18 protein-coding genes are annotated in these 21,307 nt (G+C 47.0%); 1 reads left to right on the forward strand and 17 read right to left on the reverse strand.

Annotated features, from left to right (window positions below; genetic code table 11):
• Positions 1–95: 95 nt before the first annotated feature.
• Both H9Q77_RS12075 and H9Q77_RS12080 read right to left on the reverse strand, forming a co-directional pair.
• Complete coding sequence (locus H9Q77_RS12075) at positions 96–410, reverse strand: dihydrofolate reductase family protein (RefSeq protein ID WP_249325730.1); 315 nt, start codon at positions 408–410, stop codon at positions 96–98.
• 162 nt (positions 411–572) lie between these two features.
• A complete protein-coding gene (locus H9Q77_RS12080) occupies positions 573–1,436 on the reverse strand; it encodes an aldo/keto reductase (protein WP_118547633.1) in 864 nt (287 codons plus the stop codon).
• 320 nt (positions 1,437–1,756) lie between these two features.
• On the opposite strand from H9Q77_RS12080, the gene H9Q77_RS12085 reads away from it, so the two are divergent.
• The gene (locus H9Q77_RS12085) at positions 1,757–3,235 is read left to right on the forward strand and encodes an alanine/glycine:cation symporter family protein (RefSeq protein ID WP_249327161.1); all 1,479 of its coding nucleotides are present in this window, start codon (positions 1,757–1,759) and stop codon (positions 3,233–3,235) included.
• A gap of 12 nt (positions 3,236–3,247) precedes the next feature.
• Here the strand turns inward: H9Q77_RS12085 and H9Q77_RS12090 are convergent, their stop codons facing one another.
• The 15 genes from H9Q77_RS12090 to H9Q77_RS12160 all read right to left on the reverse strand — a co-directional run bounded on the left by H9Q77_RS12090 (position 3,248) and on the right by H9Q77_RS12160 (position 21,242).
• Positions 3,248–4,609, reverse strand: coding sequence for an MATE family efflux transporter (locus H9Q77_RS12090; RefSeq protein ID WP_249325732.1), 1,362 nt, complete (start codon positions 4,607–4,609; stop codon positions 3,248–3,250).
• A 140-nt stretch (positions 4,610–4,749) separates the two neighbouring features.
• Entirely contained in the window at positions 4,750–6,486 is a 1,737-nt protein-coding gene (locus H9Q77_RS12095; protein WP_249325733.1) for an ABC transporter ATP-binding protein, read from the reverse strand.
• 1 nt (position 6,487) lies between these two features.
• The gene (locus tag H9Q77_RS12100) at positions 6,488–8,263 is read right to left on the reverse strand and encodes an ABC transporter ATP-binding protein (protein WP_249325735.1); all 1,776 of its coding nucleotides are present in this window, start codon (positions 8,261–8,263) and stop codon (positions 6,488–6,490) included.
• A 236-nt stretch (positions 8,264–8,499) separates the two neighbouring features.
• A complete protein-coding gene (locus H9Q77_RS12105) occupies positions 8,500–9,117 on the reverse strand; it encodes a TetR/AcrR family transcriptional regulator (protein WP_249325736.1) in 618 nt (205 codons plus the stop codon).
• A gap of 85 nt (positions 9,118–9,202) precedes the next feature.
• Positions 9,203–10,864, reverse strand: coding sequence for a phosphoenolpyruvate--protein phosphotransferase (gene ptsP, locus H9Q77_RS12110; RefSeq protein WP_249325738.1), 1,662 nt, complete (start codon positions 10,862–10,864; stop codon positions 9,203–9,205).
• Positions 10,865–10,879: 15 nt separating this feature from the next.
• A complete protein-coding gene (locus H9Q77_RS12115; protein ID WP_118503419.1) occupies positions 10,880–11,146 on the reverse strand; it encodes an HPr family phosphocarrier protein in 267 nt (88 codons plus the stop codon).
• Entirely contained in the window at positions 11,143–12,645 is a 1,503-nt protein-coding gene (ascB, locus tag H9Q77_RS12120; RefSeq protein ID WP_249325740.1) for a 6-phospho-beta-glucosidase, read from the reverse strand. Before ascB ends, H9Q77_RS12115 begins: the two co-directional genes overlap by 4 nt.
• Positions 12,645–13,937, reverse strand: a complete 1,293-nt coding sequence (locus H9Q77_RS12125; RefSeq protein ID WP_118503415.1) for a PTS sugar transporter subunit IIC — start codon at positions 13,935–13,937, stop codon at positions 12,645–12,647. The genes ascB and H9Q77_RS12125 overlap by 1 nt, the downstream gene beginning before the upstream one ends.
• A gap of 49 nt (positions 13,938–13,986) precedes the next feature.
• Positions 13,987–14,286 carry a PTS sugar transporter subunit IIB gene (locus H9Q77_RS12130; protein ID WP_118537803.1) on the reverse strand — a complete coding sequence of 100 codons (300 nt, stop codon included), beginning with the start codon at positions 14,284–14,286 and terminating at the stop codon, positions 13,987–13,989.
• Positions 14,287–14,307: 21 nt separating this feature from the next.
• A complete protein-coding gene (locus tag H9Q77_RS12135) occupies positions 14,308–14,625 on the reverse strand; it encodes a PTS lactose/cellobiose transporter subunit IIA (RefSeq protein WP_118503411.1) in 318 nt (105 codons plus the stop codon).
• Positions 14,626–14,642: 17 nt separating this feature from the next.
• A complete protein-coding gene (locus H9Q77_RS12140) occupies positions 14,643–17,180 on the reverse strand; it encodes a PRD domain-containing protein (protein ID WP_249325742.1) in 2,538 nt (845 codons plus the stop codon).
• A gap of 284 nt (positions 17,181–17,464) precedes the next feature.
• Positions 17,465–19,207 (reverse strand): M56 family metallopeptidase, encoded by a 1,743-nt coding sequence (locus H9Q77_RS12145; RefSeq protein ID WP_249325743.1) that lies wholly within the window; start codon positions 19,205–19,207, stop codon positions 17,465–17,467.
• On the reverse strand, positions 19,204–19,572 hold the full coding sequence (locus tag H9Q77_RS12150; protein ID WP_249325744.1) for a BlaI/MecI/CopY family transcriptional regulator: 369 nt from the start codon (positions 19,570–19,572) through the stop codon (positions 19,204–19,206). The genes H9Q77_RS12145 and H9Q77_RS12150 overlap by 4 nt, the downstream gene beginning before the upstream one ends.
• Before the next feature lie 141 nt (positions 19,573–19,713).
• On the reverse strand, positions 19,714–20,712 hold the full coding sequence (locus tag H9Q77_RS12155) for a hypothetical protein (RefSeq protein WP_249325746.1): 999 nt from the start codon (positions 20,710–20,712) through the stop codon (positions 19,714–19,716).
• Positions 20,709–21,242 carry an RNA polymerase sigma factor gene (locus tag H9Q77_RS12160; protein ID WP_249325748.1) on the reverse strand — a complete coding sequence of 178 codons (534 nt, stop codon included), beginning with the start codon at positions 21,240–21,242 and terminating at the stop codon, positions 20,709–20,711. Before H9Q77_RS12160 ends, H9Q77_RS12155 begins: the two co-directional genes overlap by 4 nt.
• Between the last annotated feature and the right edge of the window lie 65 nt (positions 21,243–21,307).

The raw sequence follows: 21,307 nt of genomic DNA on the forward strand, positions 1-21,307 counted from the left end.
ATTTTGTTAAATTGTAAAGTGACATCATGTCACCTCCATAGAATCATGGTGGGATATCCTACCTGATGTTATACTTAATTTCAGTATGTGTCAACTCAAAACAACAGATAATTCCGTAAAAAGAAAAGCAGATACATAGCAACAGCCACGCATCTGCCATCGATTCCGGCTCCGCTCAACAGACTGATCTCATCAAGAAGTTCAACTTCTAAAAATGCAGTATTAATTTTCGGTCCGCCGACAATACTCATGCGCTCTACGCCAAACTGCTCTGCAAGGATTTCTGTTGCACGCGCGAGGTCTACATGCTCTTTTACGCAGGCAATCCATGAAATATTCTGTCTGTCCAGATAATCGAGATATTCCTTTGAAACCTTCTCACTGGTTACAATCAGATATGGTTTTGCCATACCTGTTGCATCCGGTCAGAGAAGTTTTCCGTTTGTATCGATGACAACTTCATAACCTGCTGTTACACGTCCACTGACTGTTATTGGTACATTAATTTCATCAAGCGTTGTATAATAATCATCTACTCCATTCTTAAAACACTATTCGGATTCCTGTTATCATTACATCTTTCCGCCATATACAGGGAATCCACTGCTTGCTCCATAACTTTCAATCTTCTTGAAGTTCTTTAATACTTCCATATCCTGCGCACTGATTTCAAAATCAACCTCAGCATTTGTCTTCATATGCTCAGGATTAGCTGTCTTTGGAAGAGAAATTGCACCAAGCTGCAATGTATAGCGGATGCAAAGCTGTGGTACCGTTACTCCATACTTTTCTGCCATAGCTTTGATCTCTGGTTGATTTAAAATCTCACCGTGGGCGATGGGGGAATATGCCTCTACGGCAATCCCATTCTTCTGGCAGTACTCCATCAGTTCTAACGGTGTATTGCTGATGTGCAGCAGGATCTGGTTCACCATAGGCTTAATCTCTGCTGTCTGAAGCAGACTCTCGATGTCACCGATCTGGAAGTTGGAGATACCGATGACCTTTAATTTACCTGCTTTGTAAGCATCTTCCAGAGCTCTCCATGCGGCTCTGTTTCCCTCCACATAACGATCCTCACTCCGATTTACCTCAACCCAGGGCTGGGGAGAATGAATGATCATCATATCCAGATAGTCCAGTCCCATTTTGCTCAGTGTCTCATCAATACTCTTTGCAGCAGATTCGTAGGTCTTGTGCTCTGCTGCAACTTTTGATACAACAAAAAGTTCCTCTCTGGGTACACCGCAGGTACGGATACCTTCCCCGATACCGCGCTCATTGCCATAAGCCTGGGCGGTATCAATATGTCTGTAACCAAGTTTTACCGCTGCCTTCACGGCATCTGCCGCCTTGTCATCATCAATGAACCATGTTCCCAGTCCCAGCTGTGGAATCTTCACACCATTATTTAAAGTTAATTCATTCTGATACATTTCTTCTGCTCCTTCCATAATCTTTCTATTTGACGATCTTGCTCATTCTGCCCGAAATCTTGCATATGTCCTGTCTGCATAATAATGTTTCATTTCGGACAGTTTATCATAATACCTGGAGCTAACTTTAGGTCAATACTTTTTTGCTACGTCGGTAATATTTGTTCCTGCATAGTCATAAATTTTTAATTGCATCACAGAAAATGGTATGTTATACTATGAAAAATAAATCGAAACAAAAATCAGGTAACTATGTCAGCGTGGACATCTTCGGATGTCTGCGCTTTTTCTTTTACCTGAAAACAGAGAGGAGAATGTATATGGTAGAGTTCATTACGAATGTGAACAGTGCCGTCAATGGATTCGTATGGGGTGTCCCCATGCTGGTACTGCTGGTAGGTACCGGTATCCTGATGACGATCCTGACGAAATTTTTCCAGTTATCCCATCTGGGACACTGGTTCAAAAACACGGTGGGCGGCATCTTTCACGACAAGCATGTAACGAAACATACGGAGGCCGGAGATCAGTCCATTTCCCAGTTCCAGTCGCTGTGCACCGCATTGGCTGCCACCATCGGCACCGGTAATATCGTCGGTGTGGCAAGTGCCCTGGTCGCCGGCGGTCCCGGTGCCATCTTCTGGATGTGGGTCGTGGCTTTCTTCGGCATGATGACCAACTACTCGGAAAATGTGCTGGGTATCTACTACCGCCGCCGGAACTCCAGAGGGGAGTGGAGCGGCGGTGCCATGTACTACTTAAAGGACGGCCTCGGCTCCTATAAGGGCTGCAAACAGATCGGCGCAATACTTGCAACGCTGTTCTCAGCTTTCTGTCTGCTGGCTTCCTTCGGTATCGGTAACATGAGTCAGGTGAATTCCATCGCTGCCAATATGACTTCCGCCTTTTCGATTCCCGCAACCGTGACCGGTATTGTTCTGGTACTCGTAGGTGCCCTCGTTATCGTCGGTGGATTAAAAAGAATCGCTTCCGTGACGGAGAAGCTGGTGCCTTTTATGGCCATCGCTTATGTCCTTGGAGCTCTTGTGATCTTCTTCGCCAATATCAGTCATGTCGGTGCTATATTTACCGCAATCTTCAAAGGTGCCTTCGGGCTGAAAGCCGTAGGCGGAGGTATCGTGGGTTCCGGTGTAAAACTGGCGCTGACCTGGGGTATGAAGCGTGGCGTGTTCTCTAACGAAGCCGGTCTTGGTTCCTCCGTTATGGTGCATTCCAGTTCCAACGTAAAAGAGCCCGTACGTCAGGGTATGTGGGGCATCTTCGAGGTATTCGCTGACACTATGGTCGTATGTACACTGACGGCTTTCGCAGTTCTGTCCTCCGGACTGATCGATCTGGACACCGGTGCCGTATTGGTGGATGTGTCCGGTTCCGCTCTGGTAGGTCAGGCTTTTGCTACCGTATTCGGCAGCTTCGGTCCCGCCTTCATCGCCATTGCGATCCTGCTGTTCGCCTTCTCTACTGTACTGGGCTGGAGTCACTACGGCTCCAAGGCATGTGAATATTTATTCGGTACAAAATCCACCATTGTCTACAAGGTTGCATTCGTACTGATGATCTTCATCGGCTGCACCATGAACTTAAGTCTTGCCTGGGATCTGTCCGATACCTTTAACGGTCTGATGGCGATCCCCAACCTGATCGGTGTCATAGCCCTGTCTCCCGTAGTAATGAAGATCACAAAAAATTACGTGGCACGTATCATTAAAAAAGAAGACGTAAAGCCCATGTTATCTGTCTTCCCAGAGATTCAGGAAGAACAGGAAAAGGCCATGTAATTTAACTTAGAATCATACTTCTTCTCTGGTAATATTCTTCGCCCATTTACCCTCGCGGTAATGCTTAATGACCCAGGGCCATTTGACAAATTCATCGGTGCATAACAGGAAATAGACCCACAGCACCGGGAGTTTCAGTACAAATGCGGCGAAGAATCCCACAGGGATCGCATAACACCACATATCGATCGTATCGCAGATCAGTCCGAACTTCGTATCTCCGCCGGCACGGAATACTCCGGCGATCAACGCCGTATTCACGGCAGCACCCATAATATAATAAGTATTGATGAGCAGCATATATTTCAGATAATGCATGGCAGTTTCATTCAATGTAGCAAACCGTAACACAAAGGGTGTAATTGCCAGTACGATCAGGCCGCCTATAGTTCCGGCGATTACCGTCATCTTCAACATCCGGGAAGCGTAACTCTTCGACTTCTCCAGATTGCCTTGTCCCATAATATTTCCCAGCAATATGCTACCTGCACTGGCAATGGCAAAACAGAACACCGTACCAATATTGCGCACTACGACGACCAGTGAATTAGCAGCCACCGCATCTGTTCCCAGATGCCCAAGGATCACGGAATACATGGAAAACGCCACACTCCAGGACACATCGTTTCCCAGTGCGGGCAGAGACAGACGCATGAAATCTTGTGTCAGCACCTTACTGTGAACGAACAGGTACTTCGGATGCAGTTTTACATTTTTGCTCAAGAAAGATACAATGACGCATGCCACCAGTTCCACCAGTCGGGACAGGGCTGTGGCAATGGCAACACCGGTAGCTCCCAGCTTCGGCATGCCGAACAGTCCGAAGATAAATGTGGCATTCAGAATGACATTCAATACGAAAGCCAGCATATTCAACGCCATACTGACCGTCACGCGACCTACGCTTCGCAGGATGGCAAGATATACTTCCGTGATGCCCCAGCACAGGTATGTGATGCCCATGATCCGCAGATAAGAGGCACCGATGGTGATCAGTTCCTGATCGGAGGTAAATAACAGCATCATATACTGCGGCATAAAAAATGCCACCAGCGCCACAAGTCCGGAAATTACCATGGAGAATCGCAGGGTAATGCCCTCCACCGTATGGATGGCTTCCAGATTTCCTTTTCCGTAATATTGGGCACACAGTAAGGACGCTCCCGTCCCCAGTCCGTAGTACACCATAAATAAAATGTTGGAGTAATTCGCCGCTAGGGATACTGCGGATATTGCAGACTGTCCCACATAGTTTAGCATAATGACATCCGCGGAATTCACCGCTGCACTGAGCAGATTCTGTATAATGATCGGGATGGTCAGTTTGAACATCTGTCTGTAAAAATCGTCTTTTTTCATTGCTGCTATCTGCATGGTATTCCTCTGTGTTCCTCTCCATTTGATAATTTTCTGCCGTTGGATTGTATTATATGTCGTTCGCAGGAATTACGCAATATGCTAAAAGCGATCCGCCTGTAAACAAGCGGACCGCTCCTATTAAAAAGGCTATTTGATTATAATGTCCAGCCGGCAGCCTCCATCTGAGTGGCTTTCATATGCCGATAAATGCCGTCTTTTGCTTCCAGTTCGGCAGGCGTTCCCTGCTCTGCCACCACGCCATCCTTCAATACAACGATTTTGTCTGCGTCTGCCACAGTACGCATGCGGTGCGCAATGATCATAACCGTCTTGTTGCGGATCAGCTTGGAAAGGGATTCCTGAATCAGTGTCTCGTTATCTACATCCAGAGAAGCGGTTGCCTCATCCATGAGGATGATGGGAGCATCCTTTAAAAAGGCTCTGGCAATGGAGATCCGCTGTCTCTCACCGCCGGACAGTTCCGAACCGTTCTCACCGATCATGGTCTGCCAGCCGTTCGGAAGCTTCTCCGCGAACTCATCGCAATGCGCCAGCTTTGCCGCTGCCAGCACTTCTTCATCCGTAGCATTCTGCCTGCCGATACGGATATTTTCCATCACCGTATTATTGAACAGTGTCACATCCTGGAATACGATAGCGTACAGAGACATCAGTGTCTCCGGATCGATGGTGGAGATGTCCATGCCGCCCACGGTGATCTTACCTTTATGGATATCCCAGAACCGGGAAGCCAGTCTGGACACGGTGGTCTTACCGCCGCCGGAAGGTCCGATCAATGCGGTCACTTCGCCTTGTTTTGCCGTGAAAGTGACATCGCGAAGTACGGTATCCTGACTGTCATAGGAGAATCCCACATGGGAAAATTCGATGTCATACCCCTTAGGATCCATGGTGCTGGCACCGGTCTGGATCTCATGGGACAGGATCTCGTCGAGACGGTCACACTGCACACCGGTACTGATAATAGCTGCCAGATTCTGCAGTGCCACCTGTAGAGGATCATACATTCTGGATACCAACAGGAGGAATACGAAGAAGGTCAGGATATCGATCTCTCCCTTTACTAACAACACACCGCCGGTCAATGCCACGGTAGCGATGCCAAGCTTTAAGATCATCTGGGCACCGCCTACAAAGACTGCCGTACCAAGCTCCGTCACCAGTGCATGTTTTTCCACGGCACGGATCTTGCCCTCTAAGCCTTCCATGTACTCAGCCTGGGCATTGTTGGCCCGGAGGTCACGTACGGTCTCCAGGCATTCCTGAATGCCGTCCGCGCAGTCCATTTTTAATTTCATCTGCTTCTTACTTAAGCTCTTCTGTACCCTGCCGGAACATCCCACAATGAGGAAAGACACAGGCAGTACCCACAGTGCTGCGATTGCCATTCTCCAGTTTAGGAAAAAGGTACCCACAGCGATCAGTGTGGTGGAGATACAGGAACCAACCAGTTCCGGAATGAAATGGGAGGATGCAGTCTCCATGGTGGCACAGTCCGCCATAATGGTACTTGTCAGATCGGACAGATCTTTTTTTCCGAAGAAGGACAGTGGTATCTTACGCAACTGCTCTGCCAGAGCAATTCTGCGCACGCCGCTCTCCACATAAGTTGCCAGGAACGTGGCACGATACTGCACCAACGTTGTCAGCGCGATCAGAAGAAGACAGAGTACGCAGCCCACAATGTAGAAAACACCTCTGCCTGCCATGGTGCCCTGTAAATAATCTCTTACCAGAAAATACAGCATCCATACCGGGAACATCAACACCAGATCGGAACATGTTACGGATACAAATGCCTTTATCATATCCTTCGCACCTTTTTCGGAAAGCGCGTATTTATGCTGCAATTTTGCCTGTAAGCTACTCATTCTATTTCTCCCCCTTTCCTACTTTCCAGCTGACGGATTTATTGTACTCTTCCCACATATGGGCATACAGTCCGTTTTGTTCCAGCAATATTTCATGGTTTCCCTGTTCCACAATTCCGCCATCCTTCAACACACAGATGCGGTCGGCATCCACAACCGAGGACAATCTGTGTGCGATCATGATCACGGTCTTGCCTGCGGAAAGCTTCGTAAATGCCTGCTGTACCTTCGCCTCATTATCCGGATCAGCAAAAGCGGTAGCTTCATCCAGGATCAGGATCGGTGCATTTTTTAACATCGCTCTCGCAATGGACAGGCGCTGTGCCTCACCTCCGGATACATAAGTACCCTGGCTTCCGATGACGGTATCCACACCGTCCGGCAGCTTTGCAATAATGTCCTCACACTGGGCATTTTTCAGAGCTTCCATGACTTCTTCTCTGGTGGCATCCTTTTTGCCCATGCGGACATTATCGTAAATGGACATCTTAAGCAATTTGCTGTCCTGAAATACGAAGGACACCATATTCATCAGCTGTGCGGAAGGAATCTCCTTCACATCCACGCCACCGATGCATACCTTACCTTCTGTGGTATCGTAGAAACGGGCAATAAGGCTTGCCAGCGTGGTCTTACCGCCGCCGGAGGGACCGACAAATGCCACATGCTCTCCTTCTTTGATATCGAGATTGATCTGATGCAGGGCATCTCTTCCCGCATTTTCATAGCGGAAGGATACCTTCTGCAACGCAATGGAATGATCCTTGATGTTCTGCTCTTTTTCTGCTTCCGGCAGAGGCTTGCGGCTTAAGATACCATCAGTTCTTTTCAGGGCATCCTCCACGATCATCTGATTCTCTCCGCCGTACATGATCTTGCCTAATGTAACGGTCAATACCGGAGTGATAATGATGTAAAACAGAAGGTTGATCAGCACCTCAGGATCCCCACTCGCTCCGCCGAACCAGTAAGCGGCACCGATCAGAACGGCGAAGATCGCATTGATCAGTGTGGTAAAGCCTACCATGGGCCACATCAGTTCTTTGGTATAGGCGATGGTCCATTTTTCATATTTTTTAATAGAGGTCTGGAACCGCTTGAAGGAAAATACCGACTGTCCGAAGGTCTTCACCACCGGGATACCGCGGACATATTCCACAGCTTCACTGGACATCTCCTCCAACGCATTCTGGTATTCTGTCATTTTATCTTTCATGCGCTGTCCGGTCATGGCACCCATGATGAGGAATGCAAAGAAGACGGGCACGAGACTTAACAGCCCCAGTTTCCAGTCAAATATCACCAAAAGCAGCAGCAGTCCCACAGGAGTTGCCATCGCTCCAGCCTTATCCGGCAACTGGTGTGCCAGATAGGTCTCGGTGGCTGCGGTGGATTCGTTGACGATCTTACGGATCTTACCGCTGCCCTCACTGTCCATGAATCCCATGGGCAGCGTCAGAATATGACGCATCAGGGTGCTCCGCATATTCGCCTGCACGTGGAAGGCTGCAATGTGGGAGCACAACAGTGCGCAGATATAAATGAACATGGATAACAATGCAAATCCCACCGCACGCCAGCCCAAGCCGGACAGATTCTGCGCTTTGCTGTAATCCGGTGCCGCCAGTACGACTTCCTGCATGATCCGCCAGATATCATAAAACGGCAGTAATGCAATCAGTGCACTGACCGCGGACAGAATCCATGACGCAATGGTCAGGTACTTGTAGTTGCCCGCATAAGCGAACAGCTTCTGCATAGAGCTTTCTTTTTTCATGTGATCTTTCCCTCTTTCCCTTTGATTTAAATTAATTTTTTGGATTTAATGTAACTCTTTAATTTCTAGAATTTCTTTTCATTTTGCCCTGCTTTTCATCATTTCTCTTTTCCGGACATTTGAGGCTCTATTGTCTTTCCTATCTAACACCGCTTATTGATAATTAGTTTCAACTAACCGTCGGTTTTTAAGATAGACTGCTACCGTAATCTTCCATAGCAGTCTTATCTTATGCTTCACCCCAGCTTGATGATGGCTCCCCATCCGCCGTAGTGATACTTCTCCAGCATATGCAGATATTTTCTGGCAGTATCCCTGTCCATGCGGTGTCTGACGACTTCGAACATGCTGTCAAACATGGCTTTCGCCATGATATGTAGGAACTCCTCAGTGATCATGCTGCCTTCCTGTAGGAATTTCGTAGCTTCCATATACTTGTAGGTATACTCCGTCTCAATGTCCACCAGATGCTCCACGAAATCCTGATACTTGGTACCGTAAGAGGCATCCAGCAGTAACCGGAAATCATCGAACCGGTCATAGACATAGTCAAGCATTTCATCCATACCGCCTACCACATAATCCTCCATTACCTTCGGCTGTTCCTCTGCCTCTCTGGCATGAAACGCCTCCTGGGTCTTAAGGAATATCTGCGTCAGCCCTTCCGCAGCCGGTTGCACAATCGCACAAAACAATCCTTCCTTGTCCCCAAACCGGGAATAGATGGATCCGGTAGTAGTGTCTGCCTTGGCTGCGATCGTACGAAGCGACGCTTCGGAATAGCCCTTCTCCAGGAATTCTTCTCTGGCACAGACGAGAATTCTCTCTGAAACTCCTTCGATTGGTTTTGTCACTTTTTCCTCCAAAAAAAATATTCATAACAGCGTTATATAACACTGTTATGAATATAAACACATTTCATTTTTTTGTCAAGAGGGATCATAGTTTTTTCTCTGCTAAAGCTGTCAGCTCCTGTAATGTACATTCAGCCAGTTTTGCCTTTACACCGGCGATATTTCCACTGCTCATAGACAGCTTTCTCGCTCCCAGTCCCACCAGCAATTGGGCGGTCTCCGGATTTCCTGCCATTTCTCCGCAGACAGATATCTCCTTTTCCCGTTTGGAAAACTCCCGGAATACAAACCCAAGTAGCCGAAGCATTGCCGTGGAATCGCTTTTGTAATAAGCGGCCACCTCCGGATTCATCCGATCCGCAGCCGACAAATACTGCGTCAGGTCATTGGATCCTATGCTTGCAAAATCCACCTCTTCCGCCGCCAGATCTGCAATCAAGGCAATCGCGGGAATCTCTATCATAATACCGATTCGGATCTGTTCATCAAACTGCTGCTTTCTCTCTTTCAGCTGCTCTTTTGCCAGATTCAGGTACTCTTTTGCCTTGCGAATATCTTCCAGACTCCCGACCATCGGAAACATGATTTGCAGAGGTCCGTAAGCAGAAGCACGCAGTGCCGCACGCAGTTGCGTTAAAAATAACTCTTTTTCCGCAAAACAAAGCCTGATTGCTCTTTTCCCTAAAAAAGGATTGTCCTCTTTTGGCAATTCCATGTAGGGCAATGTCTTATCTCCGCCGATATCCAGTGTCCGCAAAGTAATCGGATTTCCTTTTGCCTTTTGCACAACCTGCCTATAGGCTTCAAATTGTGTTTCTTCCCCCGGAAGTTCCTTCCCTTCCATATAAAGAAATTCTGTACGGAACAAGCCGATGAAATCGTACCGGTCTGTCGGAACATCAAATTCCTGCGAGCCGATATTGATTCCTATCTTTATTTCTGTTCCGTCCTTCATAATTGCAGGTTTGTTTAAAAAATTTTTTTCTGCTTCTTTTTTGCGGAAAAAAGATGTCTGTTTTTCCCTGATATCGCGAATACATTCTTCTCCCGGTGTGACAAATATTTCTCCGGTCAAACCATCCATGGCAAGCATAGTATCTGTAGGAATTTTTTCCGTAACATTCGGAACTCCCAGAATTGCAGGAATTCCGTAACTTCTTGCCAGGATTGCGGAATGTGAATTCACTCCGCCAACCTCCGTCAGGATTCCTTTGATATGTTTTCTGTCCATGGTGGCCGTATCACTGGGTAATAGGTCATGGGCTACCAGAATTACATCTTCCGAAAACGAAGACAGCTTAGACGTTTCCTGCCCCGACAGAATCCGGAGCAGCCGGTCTCTGACATCTCTAAGATCCGCCGCGCGCTCGGCAATCAACGGATCCTCCACACCTGCCAGCAATTCTGCAAATTCCGTATACACCTTACTGACCGCGCTGTCCGGATTCATGCTTTCCGCACAGATTGCCTCCCGGATCTCATCAAGGATTTCTTCATCCTGGAGTAATTCCCGATGTGCACTGAAGATTTTTGCCTTATCCGGATCCTCTTTACACATACCGTTGTACAATGTCACCAGTTCACCGTCTGCCTTTTCACAGGTTTCCCTGAATTCCCGATATTTTTCCTCTTCCTGACCCTTTGGGAAAAATCCCGGAGCCTTTGTCAATGTACCGGGAATGTAAATATAAGATTTCGCATAAGCAATTCCCTCAGATACCGGATTTCCCTGTAATCTTTCTTCCATACACATTTACCGCCTTTATTCTCCAAATCCGCTTTCCACCAAGGCGGCAAGAGACGCTGCCGCCTGCTCTTCATCTGCGCCTTCCGCAGCAATCTCTATTTTGGTTCCCTGTCCGATTCCTTCCGCCAGAATCCGTACAACGGATTTTGCATTCACCGGTACGCCGTTTTCTCTGCAAATCGTAATTTTGCTTTCATATTTTTTGGCTTCCAGTACAAAATCAGAAGCCGGTCTGGCATGCAGTCCTGTCTTATTCACAATCTCAACCTGTTTTTTTGTCATAATTTATCCTCTTTTTTATTCGTGGAAAGTACGCTGGCTCCATTCGTCCTGATGCACTCCCGATACCAGGCAAAGGAATCTTTTTTCTTTCGTTCCAAGGTTCCTTTTCCTTCATCGTCTTTGTCCACATAGATAAAGCCATAGCGTTTTTTCATTTCACCGGTGCTTGCACTGATCAAATCGATACATCCCCACGGAGTGTATCCCAGCAACTCCACACCATCATTTACTGCTTCCCACATCTGTCTGATATGTTCGCTTAAATAAGCAATCCGGTAATCATCATGAATCTGTCTGTCTTCTGTCACACGATCCACCGCTCCTAGTCCGTTCTCTACGACCATCAGCGGAATCTGATATCTGCCGTACAGTTCATTCAGGAGGTAACGTAATCCCTTAGGATCAATGATCCATCCCCATTCGCTTGCTTCCAGATAGGGATTGGGCACACCAAGCATCATATTCCCTGCTGTCTGTATCACTTTCGGGTCTGCCGTGGCACAACGGGAACTGTAATAGCTGAAGCTTAAGAAATCCACTTTTCCATTCTTCAATATTTCATCATCCCCGGTCTCTTTTCGGATCTGTACCCCATTTTCCCTAAAAAAGCGTTCCGCAAAATAAGGATATGCTCCTCTTACGCACACATCTCCGCACAACCAGTTGCTGCGTTCCATCTGGGCCTGTGCTTCCAATACATCTTCCGGACTACAGGTATATGGATGCACACCGGCTGCAGACAGCATACATCCCACTTTATTTTCGGGATTGATCTCGTGTGCTATTTTTACTGCCTGTGCACCGGCCAGAAACTGATGATGCAATGCAGTGAATCTGCGACTCTTTTCTGCCGCGGTCTCGGGGGATCCCAGTCGTTTTGTCCCGAATAGGTCTTCTCCGTCCTCGGGTAAAATGCCTCCCGCAAGGAGCGTTCCGAAACGGCTGACCAGGGTATTCATTTCATTAAATGTCAGCCAGTAATGAACCAGATCCTGATATTCTCTGAATACCGTCTCACAATACCGCAGGAAAAATGCAATCGTCTGCCGGTTGGTCCAGCCGCCGTAATGTTCACACAGGTAATAAGGCATTTCATAATGAGACAAGGTAACCAACGGTTCTATTCCGTATTTTTTACAGGTTTCAAATACTTTCCTGTAATACGCAATTCCGGCACGATTGGGCGATATCTCATCTCCTTTGGGAAAAATACGGGTCCAGGCAATCGAAATTCGGAATACTTTGAACCCCATTTCCGCAAATAGAGCAATGTCCTCCTCATATCTGTGATAGAAATCTATGGCTTCGTGACTTGGATAATTCTCCTCAGGACGAATCTGTTCCGTGAATCGCCGTGGGGACGTTTTTGTCCCCGCAGTAATATGATCCGCTACAGAATCTCCTTTTCCATCCGCCTGCCAGGCGCCTTCTGCCTGATTGGCTGCCACGGCACCGCCCCATAGAAATCCGGGTGGAAATGTTTTCTGCTTTTCTTCCATTATTTTTCTTCCTTTGCCTGTGCTTCTTTTGCTACCAGTTCCTTTTCATATACTTTGAAGAACGGCCAATAACATGCAAACGCCACTGCAAAAGCAATCACCGGAATAAAGATATTAGTCCAGGACAAAGTCGTCAGATACTGTGCAAATCCAACCGGAAGGGTCGCCGTAATGGATATGTAAGCCGGTTTGAAAAATCCTATCATATATCCAAAATAACAGATGATCATGGTAATTACAGGGTTCAGGATAAAGGGAATGCACATGATCGGATTATACATAATAGGATAACCGAAGATCACAGGCTCGTTAATATTAAACAGACCGGGCACGATTGCTGCCTTGCTGACTGCTTTCAGCTGTTCGGATTTCGAGAACAGTCCCATCACGCAGAGCGCCAGTGTATTGCCGGTTCCGCCACAGCAATTGATAATACCGAATAATGCGATTGGCATAAATACAAGCGCCTGACCGGCCTCATGATTGGCATAGTTGGTTGCATAATACTGCATTAACGGTGCTGCGATTGCCGCATATACCGCCACTGTTCCATGTACACCCATTGTCCATAACAGACTGGCAATGATTACGATAATAATAATTCCGGGAACACTTGTCAGTGCTGCCAGCGGCATTCCCAGCAGACCGGTAATAAGTACCGGAAGCGCTGTCTGTGTCAATGCCACACAGCCATACCCCAATACCGTCCAGATAATCGCATTTACTACCAGAGGAATCAGTGAACGGAAGGTATCCTGCAGGAATTCCGGAACCGCATCCGGCATCTTGATAACCAGATGATGCTTTTCAAAAAAATGTGTCAATTGTACGCTGGTCAGCGCTACAATAATGGCTACAAACATACCCTTCGCATCAAGCGCCATGGTATCCATTCCGGTAAAAGTTCCGCCCGCTTCCCCGGCCAGATCTACTGTTTTGATCGGCGCGGCTGCAATCAAAAAGATCAGAATCGAATTCAGTCCTGCCATCAGCGCCTGCATTTTTAAAGACTTTGCATAAGAATAGGCAATGGTAAAAGCTACATACAGCGAAATAAATCCCATAGACACCTTATATGGCACCATAAGTGCACTATAGATTCCGGAACTCTGATCGATAATACCGATCGTCTGTAATATGACTGCCAGTAATTGGAATACCGCTCCCAACAATATTACACCCATTACCATCATCATACCGGAGGAAATCGCCTGTATTCCCTTATTTCCCACTACTTTTTCCCCTGCTTTTTTCACCCATTGCATGGGCTTGCTTTCATAAAAATTTGCCATACCTTTACTCCTTCCCTGTTGAAATACCTTCTTTTTACGTTTTGCAGACTTATTGATACAAGTCTTCCACCTGCTTCATAATATTGGCCACATTACCGATTGCATAATCATATGCCGGAATCACCGCAATAGGTTTTTGCGTATTTTGCTCGATCTCACCCTTTTTATAAGATACCTGCGGTCCCAACAGAATGACATCATAATTTTTGTACACATCTTCATATGCTGACATTCCCACTGCTTCGATCTTCAGAGAAATTCCCTGTTCCTCTGCATATTTTTCCATCTTACGCATCAGAATTCCGGTAGACATCCCACCTGCGCAGATCAATAATACTTTTCGTTCCATACGATTCCTCCTTGCTTTTCCCTACTTTTGATATAAAACGATCATTTCCCGGATCAAATCCAGTGCCAGTGCACTTCCCATCAGATGATCCTGCGCATGACACAATAAAATACTTACCTGCGTCACTTCTCCGGACGCATCCATTTTCAACAGTTCTCTGTGAGATTCATGTGCTGTTTGAAGACTCTCTTCTGCCTCCTTCAGAAGTTTCTCTGCGTCTTCGAAATTTCCTTTTTTCGCCTCCTGCAGTGCAGCGAAGGCATCTGATCTTGCCTGTCCGGAATTGGCTATGATCATCATCGCGATTTCTTCCAGCTTTTCCTGCATATTTTCTTCCATTTTGTAACCTCCTGTTCTTAGAGCTGATATATGATCGTCAGAATATTTGCTATCTCATCATCATTGATAATGACATGAAATGTCTTTTCCAACGGTTTTACTATTTTAAGCAGTTTTTTAAATTCCTTGTCATATTGAAGCAATATTGCTGCTTTTCTGGGATTTGTGGCAACTTCCTGTTTTGCAAGCAGCCTGTCAATACAACAGGAAATATGAATCAGCAAGCCGGCTTCCGCATCCAAAGATAACTCCATAAACGCCGAATTGATTTCTTTCATAATATCCGGCAGTATTTTTCTCAGCTTTTCAATATCGGTGTGTGTCAGCTGTTCTCCCAGATATGCAAACATTGCATCATAATCTATCTTTGCTTTTGCCTCTTTTTCCAGTCGGAGCAATCTTGGAAGACTCTCTTTTCTGGCTCCGAATACTTCACTGATCGGCAGGAAGGGAATTGCAAACATTCCCGGATCATAGGTTCCCACAATGCACTGAACCACTCCCGTGGTCATCAGGTGTTTCAGGTTATCACGCAACAGTTCTTTGTCTGTAACCGACATCGGGATCACCTCTGTATCTTCCAACTGTCCATATTTTTCGATGTAACGTTTCAGTTCCTCTGCCCCGCCTTTCCCGGTGGTACAGAGCGTTACAATGTATTTTCTGTAACAGTCCAGACCATCTATACTCTCCACTGTGCTTTGCAATATCTTGTCGGGATCATTTTCTGTAAGGGTCCGCCTTGCAAGCTCAATTCCAAGTGTAGTTACCGGAACTCTGACCTGCCGGATTGGAATTTCCAGTTCATTTTCTATCTCCAGAAGCATTTCTCCCAAAAAACTACTATCATAGATGACCAGAATTCCCTTGCCCTGCTGCACTTTTTTCAGAAAATTTCTCAGTGTCCCATATACCTCTGCGGAGGCTCTCTCACTGGTAATTTCATAAGAAAAAATATTATCCAGCTTTGTCATGTTACTGACCGTCTGTGCTATGGAGGAAGCTATTCCCACACCGTAGAATGCAAATATCAATACCGGTCTTGCATTTTCCGTCTTTTCCTCATTTTGATAGCACAAAAACATTGTGAGAAGTAAGATTTCTTCCATGGACAATTCCACTGCGTATTCTGCTTTGATCTGTTCTGCAAGTTCTTCGCTTAGCAGATATTCTGCTCTGTGATATACCAGTATTTCTGCAATACTTTCTTTGTCCGGAGCACTTTTTTCTCTTTTTCCCGTAATCACTGCATTGAGATGAAGGCACAGCCCATATAGTACAGACGGAGAGAAATTACGTTTCAGCTGTTCCTTTGCCTTTTGCAAAAATGCTTCCACAATATTGATCAGCTTTTCTTCCACCAGGATTTCCAACTGTTTTTTATCCGTCACATCCTGTATCAGGGCTTTCCGATATTTATCAAAAGTCCTTTCTACCTCCATGCTCAGCAAAAGGTTGATCTCTTCCTCCTCTATTCCTGTCTCCTTTAATGCTGCTGCCTTCCGGCTGATTCTGTCATATAGTGTTCCGTCTTCCGGCCTGCTGACCCGGATTTCTTTTCCGCTGAACGTGAATCTCTGTTCAAAATCGATCAACTCCTCTGCTTCTCTCCGGTACTTTAACATGCCTTTGCGCACATTATTGGAAAAATCGCTGATAAATAATGAAATATCTCCTGTTTTTCCATATTCTCTCACATAGGCATTGGCGCAGCCGATCTTGATATCTCCTTTGAGCTGATAATAATTCGCTTCACACTCATAGAAAAGCAGACATGTCATCAGATCTCCTCTGACGATCAGCGGTCTCTGTATCCGCACAGCCTCTTTGGAAAAAAGGTGTTTTATCATTTCCATCCGTTCCCTCAGCGGCCGCTCCGATAATGTCGGCAGCTGTAACTGTACTGAAAATTCTGCCAGGAACTCATCCGACAGCTGTTCTTTGTCCGTGCAGCTTACCGCCACCGCATATTTTCGGGATGGTGACTGCAGATACTCCAGCACCCTTTTTCTGGCTCTCGGACTTAAAAACTGAATATTATCGAAAAATACAAAGCCCTGCTCCGACTGTTTCCAGCTGTCATCCGACTCAGCACTGACTTCTCCGCCTGCTGCATAATCGTGGCAATCGATGTGAAGAAACGGAGCATTTTCCGGCAGAATTTTCTGTTCCACCGCAAAACGGTACATTCTTTGTGCCAAGCGGCTCTTACCGGTTCCACGGGCTCCCACCAATAACGTATTGAGACTTCGTTGTGGATAGAGTACTGCTGCCTTTGCCAACTGAATGATCTGCCTCAGACTTCCGTCCGCTCCGATCAAATCAGAAAAGCATTCTTCCAATGTGCTTTCTTCTCTTCCAACCTTATAGAGAACCGGTCTGCCGTTACATTTTTGTATCCTGCCTTCCTGTACCAGAAGATTCAGTATGCTGCTTACATTCGTTCGCTGCAGTTCCATGGCATCCGCTATGTATGCAGTGGATATTCCTCCGTCTGCCTTTTCATCTGCATGGAGTCTGATAAAGTCATATACCTTTTCTTTGTTTGATTTCATAGGGTGCATCTCCTTTTCAACGCTTGCATCTATGTGTATATCCAAAGAAAATTATACACTCTATACAATATGCAATCTATCATTTTCCGAACATTTCGTCAAAAGAAGTTGTGTATCTGTTTTTGTCATAAAAAATATATTTATTCATTGATTTTCATGATTTTTATTATGTTTTTTTGGTACTTTTTTACAGAACCATAAAAAGAATCCGGATGAAGGATCACTCGGATTCTTTTTAGTGTATATGATTTTATTTTGTTTTTCAGAAGTGTATAAGTTTTTTGTTATGGTGTCGTGAATTCTACCGGCTGCGCATCTTTTCTGTATTCCTCCCATGCCTGCAGATACTCCTCCTCAGTACTCTCCACACGCTGTCCCAGGCTGTCCAGACGATAATAGGTTGCATTGCCGTTCTCGTCAAAGCTTTCTGTATTGGAACCGGTCAGTACCAGCTGTCCGGTCGCAGTATCAAGATTGTACACTTCGATGCTGTGCCCGGAGGTCACGTAGAACCCAGACATTCCGACGCAGATCGGATATGCGGTTCCCTCACTTAGGAGCTTGCCGATCTGCACCGGTGTTGCATCCTCTCCGATACCGTAGACATCACAGTACATGGCATAGGTATGCTCTCCGTCCTGATAAATTCCGTCCGATAATAACAACAGAGTCGTATCACCGACTTTTACCTGCGCATACGCTGCATTTCCCTTTCCTGTTACAAAACCGGCGGTTGCACCGTCCTGCATATTCATCCATGTAGTAGTATTACCATTCTGCATTGGGATCCAGCCGGCAGGATTCTCCGATGCCTGTTTCTCCTGCTCTGCAGCGCTTGCTTCCTTCACCGCCTCTGCCTGTTCTCTCTGTTTATCCAGCGCCTCCTGCAATGCGGCGTCCGTCTCCTGTTGCGCATTGACTTCGTCTGCGCTTGCGACATTCCCGGCATCCACACCGTTTTCGCTCTTTCCGGCCTCATTCGTCAGCAGGATTGTGGTTGTCGTCCCCTGCTTTGGATTCGTCAGAAAACATACCGCTACGATCCCACAGACCGCCACCGCGGCAAGCACCACCCAAAAGGTCGGCTTCTTATAATTCAATATCTCTTTCACTCTCTTTTTCACCCCTACTTCCCCAAAGGCCAACGGGCATACCGTCACCAGCCGCCTTTGCATACTGCAGGAAAGCAGTGCATAGGAATAGTCCTTTCGCTCCTGAGCATTCAGCTTCTTCACCGCGCTCTCATCGCATGCCAGTTCCAAATCGTTGCAGAACAGGATATACGCTGCCCAGACAAAAGGATGGAACCAGTGAATCGCTAAGATCAGAAATCCAAGCGGCTTCCACCACTGGTCGCCCCGTTTCAGATGCGCCTGTTCATGAGCGATGACGTAAGGGTACTGCGCTTCGTCCATACTGGAGGACAGATAGATCTTCGGCTTATGCAGTCCCAGGATAAAGGGGGATTTTACCTCATCACAGATCCACAGGTTCTCCCGCAGCCACATAGCTTCCGCTACCTGCCTCCGCACCCGGGCGTAACTATATACCGCATAACCTGTAAAAAGGATCACACCTGCCAGCCAGAGAATCGAGAATGCAGATAATAGCCGTTCCGGTATTCTCCATACTCCTGCTCCAAATGCTCCGATGCCACTTCCGGTAATTCCGAACACTCCGCCCATGCCGGATCCGGCTGCGCCCATGCTGCCGTCTAAAGCTGCCTGGGAAATATTGTTGGAAAAATTAGTTCCGGTTTGCAGCGTATCAGCCCGGAACGCATTTCCTGCCGGATTGCCTATCATATTTCCGTACAAATAGCCCGACAATATCGGCAGCTTCGGCATCAGACTGAACCGGCTCTCCGGCACAAAAGGGCACACCAGCCGCAGTCCCACAAGTCCCCACAGCACAAGATTTACCCATTTCGGCGCCCGTTTCAGCAAGAGTCTGAGCACCATTACGACAGGGATCATCCATGCCGCGGCAATACTCATCTGTAATACACCCGAAAATATGCGGCTCATTCTTTTCCCCCTTCTGCCTCATCGATCATCCTACGGATCTTCGCAGCTTCTTCTGCGGTCAGCGCACGATCTTTCGTAAATGCGGCAAGAAACGCAGGCAGAGACCCTTCAAAGGTATCCTCCACAAACTGTCTGCTCTGCATCGCATAGAACTCTTCTCTGGAGATCAGGGAAGTCACCGTCCCGTTGTCATTGCGAAACAGACCCTTGTCACACAGTCTGCGCAGTACATTATGCGCCGTGGTGCGCTTCCAGTGAAATGCTTCCTCCGTCAGCTTTACCAGTTCCGAAGAAGACACCGGTTCATGCTCCCAGATCATATCCGCATATCGTGCCTCGATCACACCCAACTGAATTTCTGCCATGTTGTTTCCTCCTATTACTGTTTTCCTGATTACATAGATTTCTTTTGATCTTCTTATTTTACTTTTGCAAAAGTAGAGAGACCACATGTTGTGGTCTAACTACAGACTACAACATGTGGTCTCTATTGTCAAGTATCTTTTCTATTGCAAATGATATGTCTGTGGCCATCCTGCCCGTTTTCCGCACTCGATCTCCCGGCCGATCCTTTCAAAGATATATTGGTTTTTGTGCTCCAGATCGATCAGCTGCAACAGTTCCTCATCCGTCAGCGACCGTTCCGGGTAGTAAAACTGTGCGTCTGCAATACAGTAAACAAGTTCCTGTCCGTCATATTCTTCCGGGAATGTGATCACTGCAATGGTTGTCTCTGTATAGGCATTTTCCTGTTCGTACTTTTCCGTCCACTCTTCATAACGGGTCTGTTCCTCCGGTGTCAGGTCACGGCTGTCCCCTCCCCAGACATCCACAGGTGCGGAAGAAAGCATTGCATACAGTTCATCGATTTCCGCATCTGACATCTGTTCATAACGATCAAAATAGGACACCTCGGAATATTTCTGCTGCCATATTTTCTCCTGTATGCTGTAATCCAGCTTATGCACATATTCGATGACTTCCAGCCATTCCTCTTCGGTAACAGTGGTACTCGGCAGATAGATGAGACAGCCGTATTCTTCCCCGGGGGTGCTCCGAACGGCTACACCTGTGCCGGAATAGTTCTCTTCTTCGGCTAATTCATGAAGCTGTCCCGCGGGATATTTGCCATCCTCTTCATATTCCCGGGTCAGCTGCTCATATACACTCTGTTCTCTTGCCGTCAGTTCTCTGTTAAATTCCGCCTGAACACTGCCTTGTCCTGCCACCATCTCCAAGTGTCCCAATTCTTCCGTCCCGATGTCAGTCATGCGCTCTGCCAGATAGCGGCGGTATCCCATGATTCCGGCGGCGGTGGCGGATACTGCTGTGACAGAAAGTATCACCACAGCTAACAGGATGCCTGCTGCCCGGGGAAAGCTTCTGACTCTCCTGCCCGCAGGACTCTCCTGCGCTGCCTGTTGTCTGATCTGCGCATAGGCTGCATCCGCCCTATCCAGTACGATCTGTGGAAGTTCTATCTCTATTTCATTCATCGGTCTCATTTTCTTCCGCCTCCTTCCTCTGTCTCCGCATAATATCTCGCCATCTGCTCCCGCCCTCTGGCAAGCCTCGTGCGCACTGTACTGTCCGGCAGCTTCAAAAGCTTCCCGATTTCTGCTGTCCGCAGTCCTTCTGCATAGAACAGGACCACGATCAGACGATATTTTTCGTCCAGTCCTCTTAGGGCTTCCTTCCATTCCAGATTAGCTTCTGTCTCCACGGTATTCTTCTCTTCCCGCTCCGGAAATTCCTCCACACATACGACACGCCTCCCAGAACGTAAAATGTCTTTACATTTGTTTATCAGGATGCGGACCATCCATGTCTTAAAATACCGGTTTTTCTGTAAAGTATCGATTTTTTCCCAACAAGTGAGAATGGTCTCCTGTATGGCATCCGCAATATCCGCATCCTGCGCAAGGATGGCACTGGCTGTCCGGTACATGTCCTTCTCATGAAGCTGCATCAGCTCTGTAAAAGCATCCGGATCCCGTTTTTTTGCCCTGCGCACCAGTTGTTCTACCTCTCCCATATGCCTCGTCCTTTCTTCCTCATAAGTATACGTCTTATGACTATTAGACGGAAGAGTCTGTGAAA

Source organism: Simiaoa sunii, assembly GCF_014337175.1.
Taxonomy (GTDB): domain Bacteria; phylum Bacillota; class Clostridia; order Lachnospirales; family Lachnospiraceae; genus Acetatifactor; species Acetatifactor intestinalis.

Excerpts from the sequence above, each read along its gene's own strand:
- H9Q77_RS12075 (WP_249325730.1), bottom strand. The coding sequence starts at position 410 with ATGGCAAAACCATATCTGATTGTAACCAGTGAGAAGGTTTCAAAGGAA.
- H9Q77_RS12080 (WP_118547633.1), bottom strand. The coding sequence starts at position 1,436 with ATGTATCAGAATGAATTAACTTTAAATAATGGTGTGAAGATTCCACAG.
- H9Q77_RS12085 (WP_249327161.1), top strand. The coding sequence starts at position 1,757 with ATGGTAGAGTTCATTACGAATGTGAACAGTGCCGTCAATGGATTCGTA.
- H9Q77_RS12090 (WP_249325732.1), bottom strand. The coding sequence starts at position 4,609 with ATGCAGATAGCAGCAATGAAAAAAGACGATTTTTACAGACAGATGTTC.
- H9Q77_RS12095 (WP_249325733.1), bottom strand. The coding sequence starts at position 6,486 with ATGAGTAGCTTACAGGCAAAATTGCAGCATAAATACGCGCTTTCCGAA.
- H9Q77_RS12100 (WP_249325735.1), bottom strand. The coding sequence starts at position 8,263 with ATGAAAAAAGAAAGCTCTATGCAGAAGCTGTTCGCTTATGCGGGCAAC.
- ptsP (WP_249325738.1), bottom strand. The coding sequence starts at position 10,864 with ATGGAAGAAAGATTACAGGGAAATCCGGTATCTGAGGGAATTGCTTAT.
- H9Q77_RS12115 (WP_118503419.1), bottom strand. The coding sequence starts at position 11,146 with ATGACAAAAAAACAGGTTGAGATTGTGAATAAGACAGGACTGCATGCC.
- ascB (WP_249325740.1), bottom strand. The coding sequence starts at position 12,645 with ATGGAAGAAAAGCAGAAAACATTTCCACCCGGATTTCTATGGGGCGGT.
- H9Q77_RS12125 (WP_118503415.1), bottom strand. The coding sequence starts at position 13,937 with ATGGCAAATTTTTATGAAAGCAAGCCCATGCAATGGGTGAAAAAAGCA.
- H9Q77_RS12130 (WP_118537803.1), bottom strand. The coding sequence starts at position 14,286 with ATGGAACGAAAAGTATTATTGATCTGCGCAGGTGGGATGTCTACCGGA.
- H9Q77_RS12135 (WP_118503411.1), bottom strand. The coding sequence starts at position 14,625 with ATGGAAGAAAATATGCAGGAAAAGCTGGAAGAAATCGCGATGATGATC.
- H9Q77_RS12140 (WP_249325742.1), bottom strand. The coding sequence starts at position 17,180 with ATGAAATCAAACAAAGAAAAGGTATATGACTTTATCAGACTCCATGCA.
- H9Q77_RS12145 (WP_249325743.1), bottom strand. The coding sequence starts at position 19,207 with ATGAGCCGCATATTTTCGGGTGTATTACAGATGAGTATTGCCGCGGCA.
- H9Q77_RS12150 (WP_249325744.1), bottom strand. The coding sequence starts at position 19,572 with ATGGCAGAAATTCAGTTGGGTGTGATCGAGGCACGATATGCGGATATG.
- H9Q77_RS12155 (WP_249325746.1), bottom strand. The coding sequence starts at position 20,712 with ATGAGACCGATGAATGAAATAGAGATAGAACTTCCACAGATCGTACTG.
- H9Q77_RS12160 (WP_249325748.1), bottom strand. The coding sequence starts at position 21,242 with ATGGGAGAGGTAGAACAACTGGTGCGCAGGGCAAAAAAACGGGATCCG.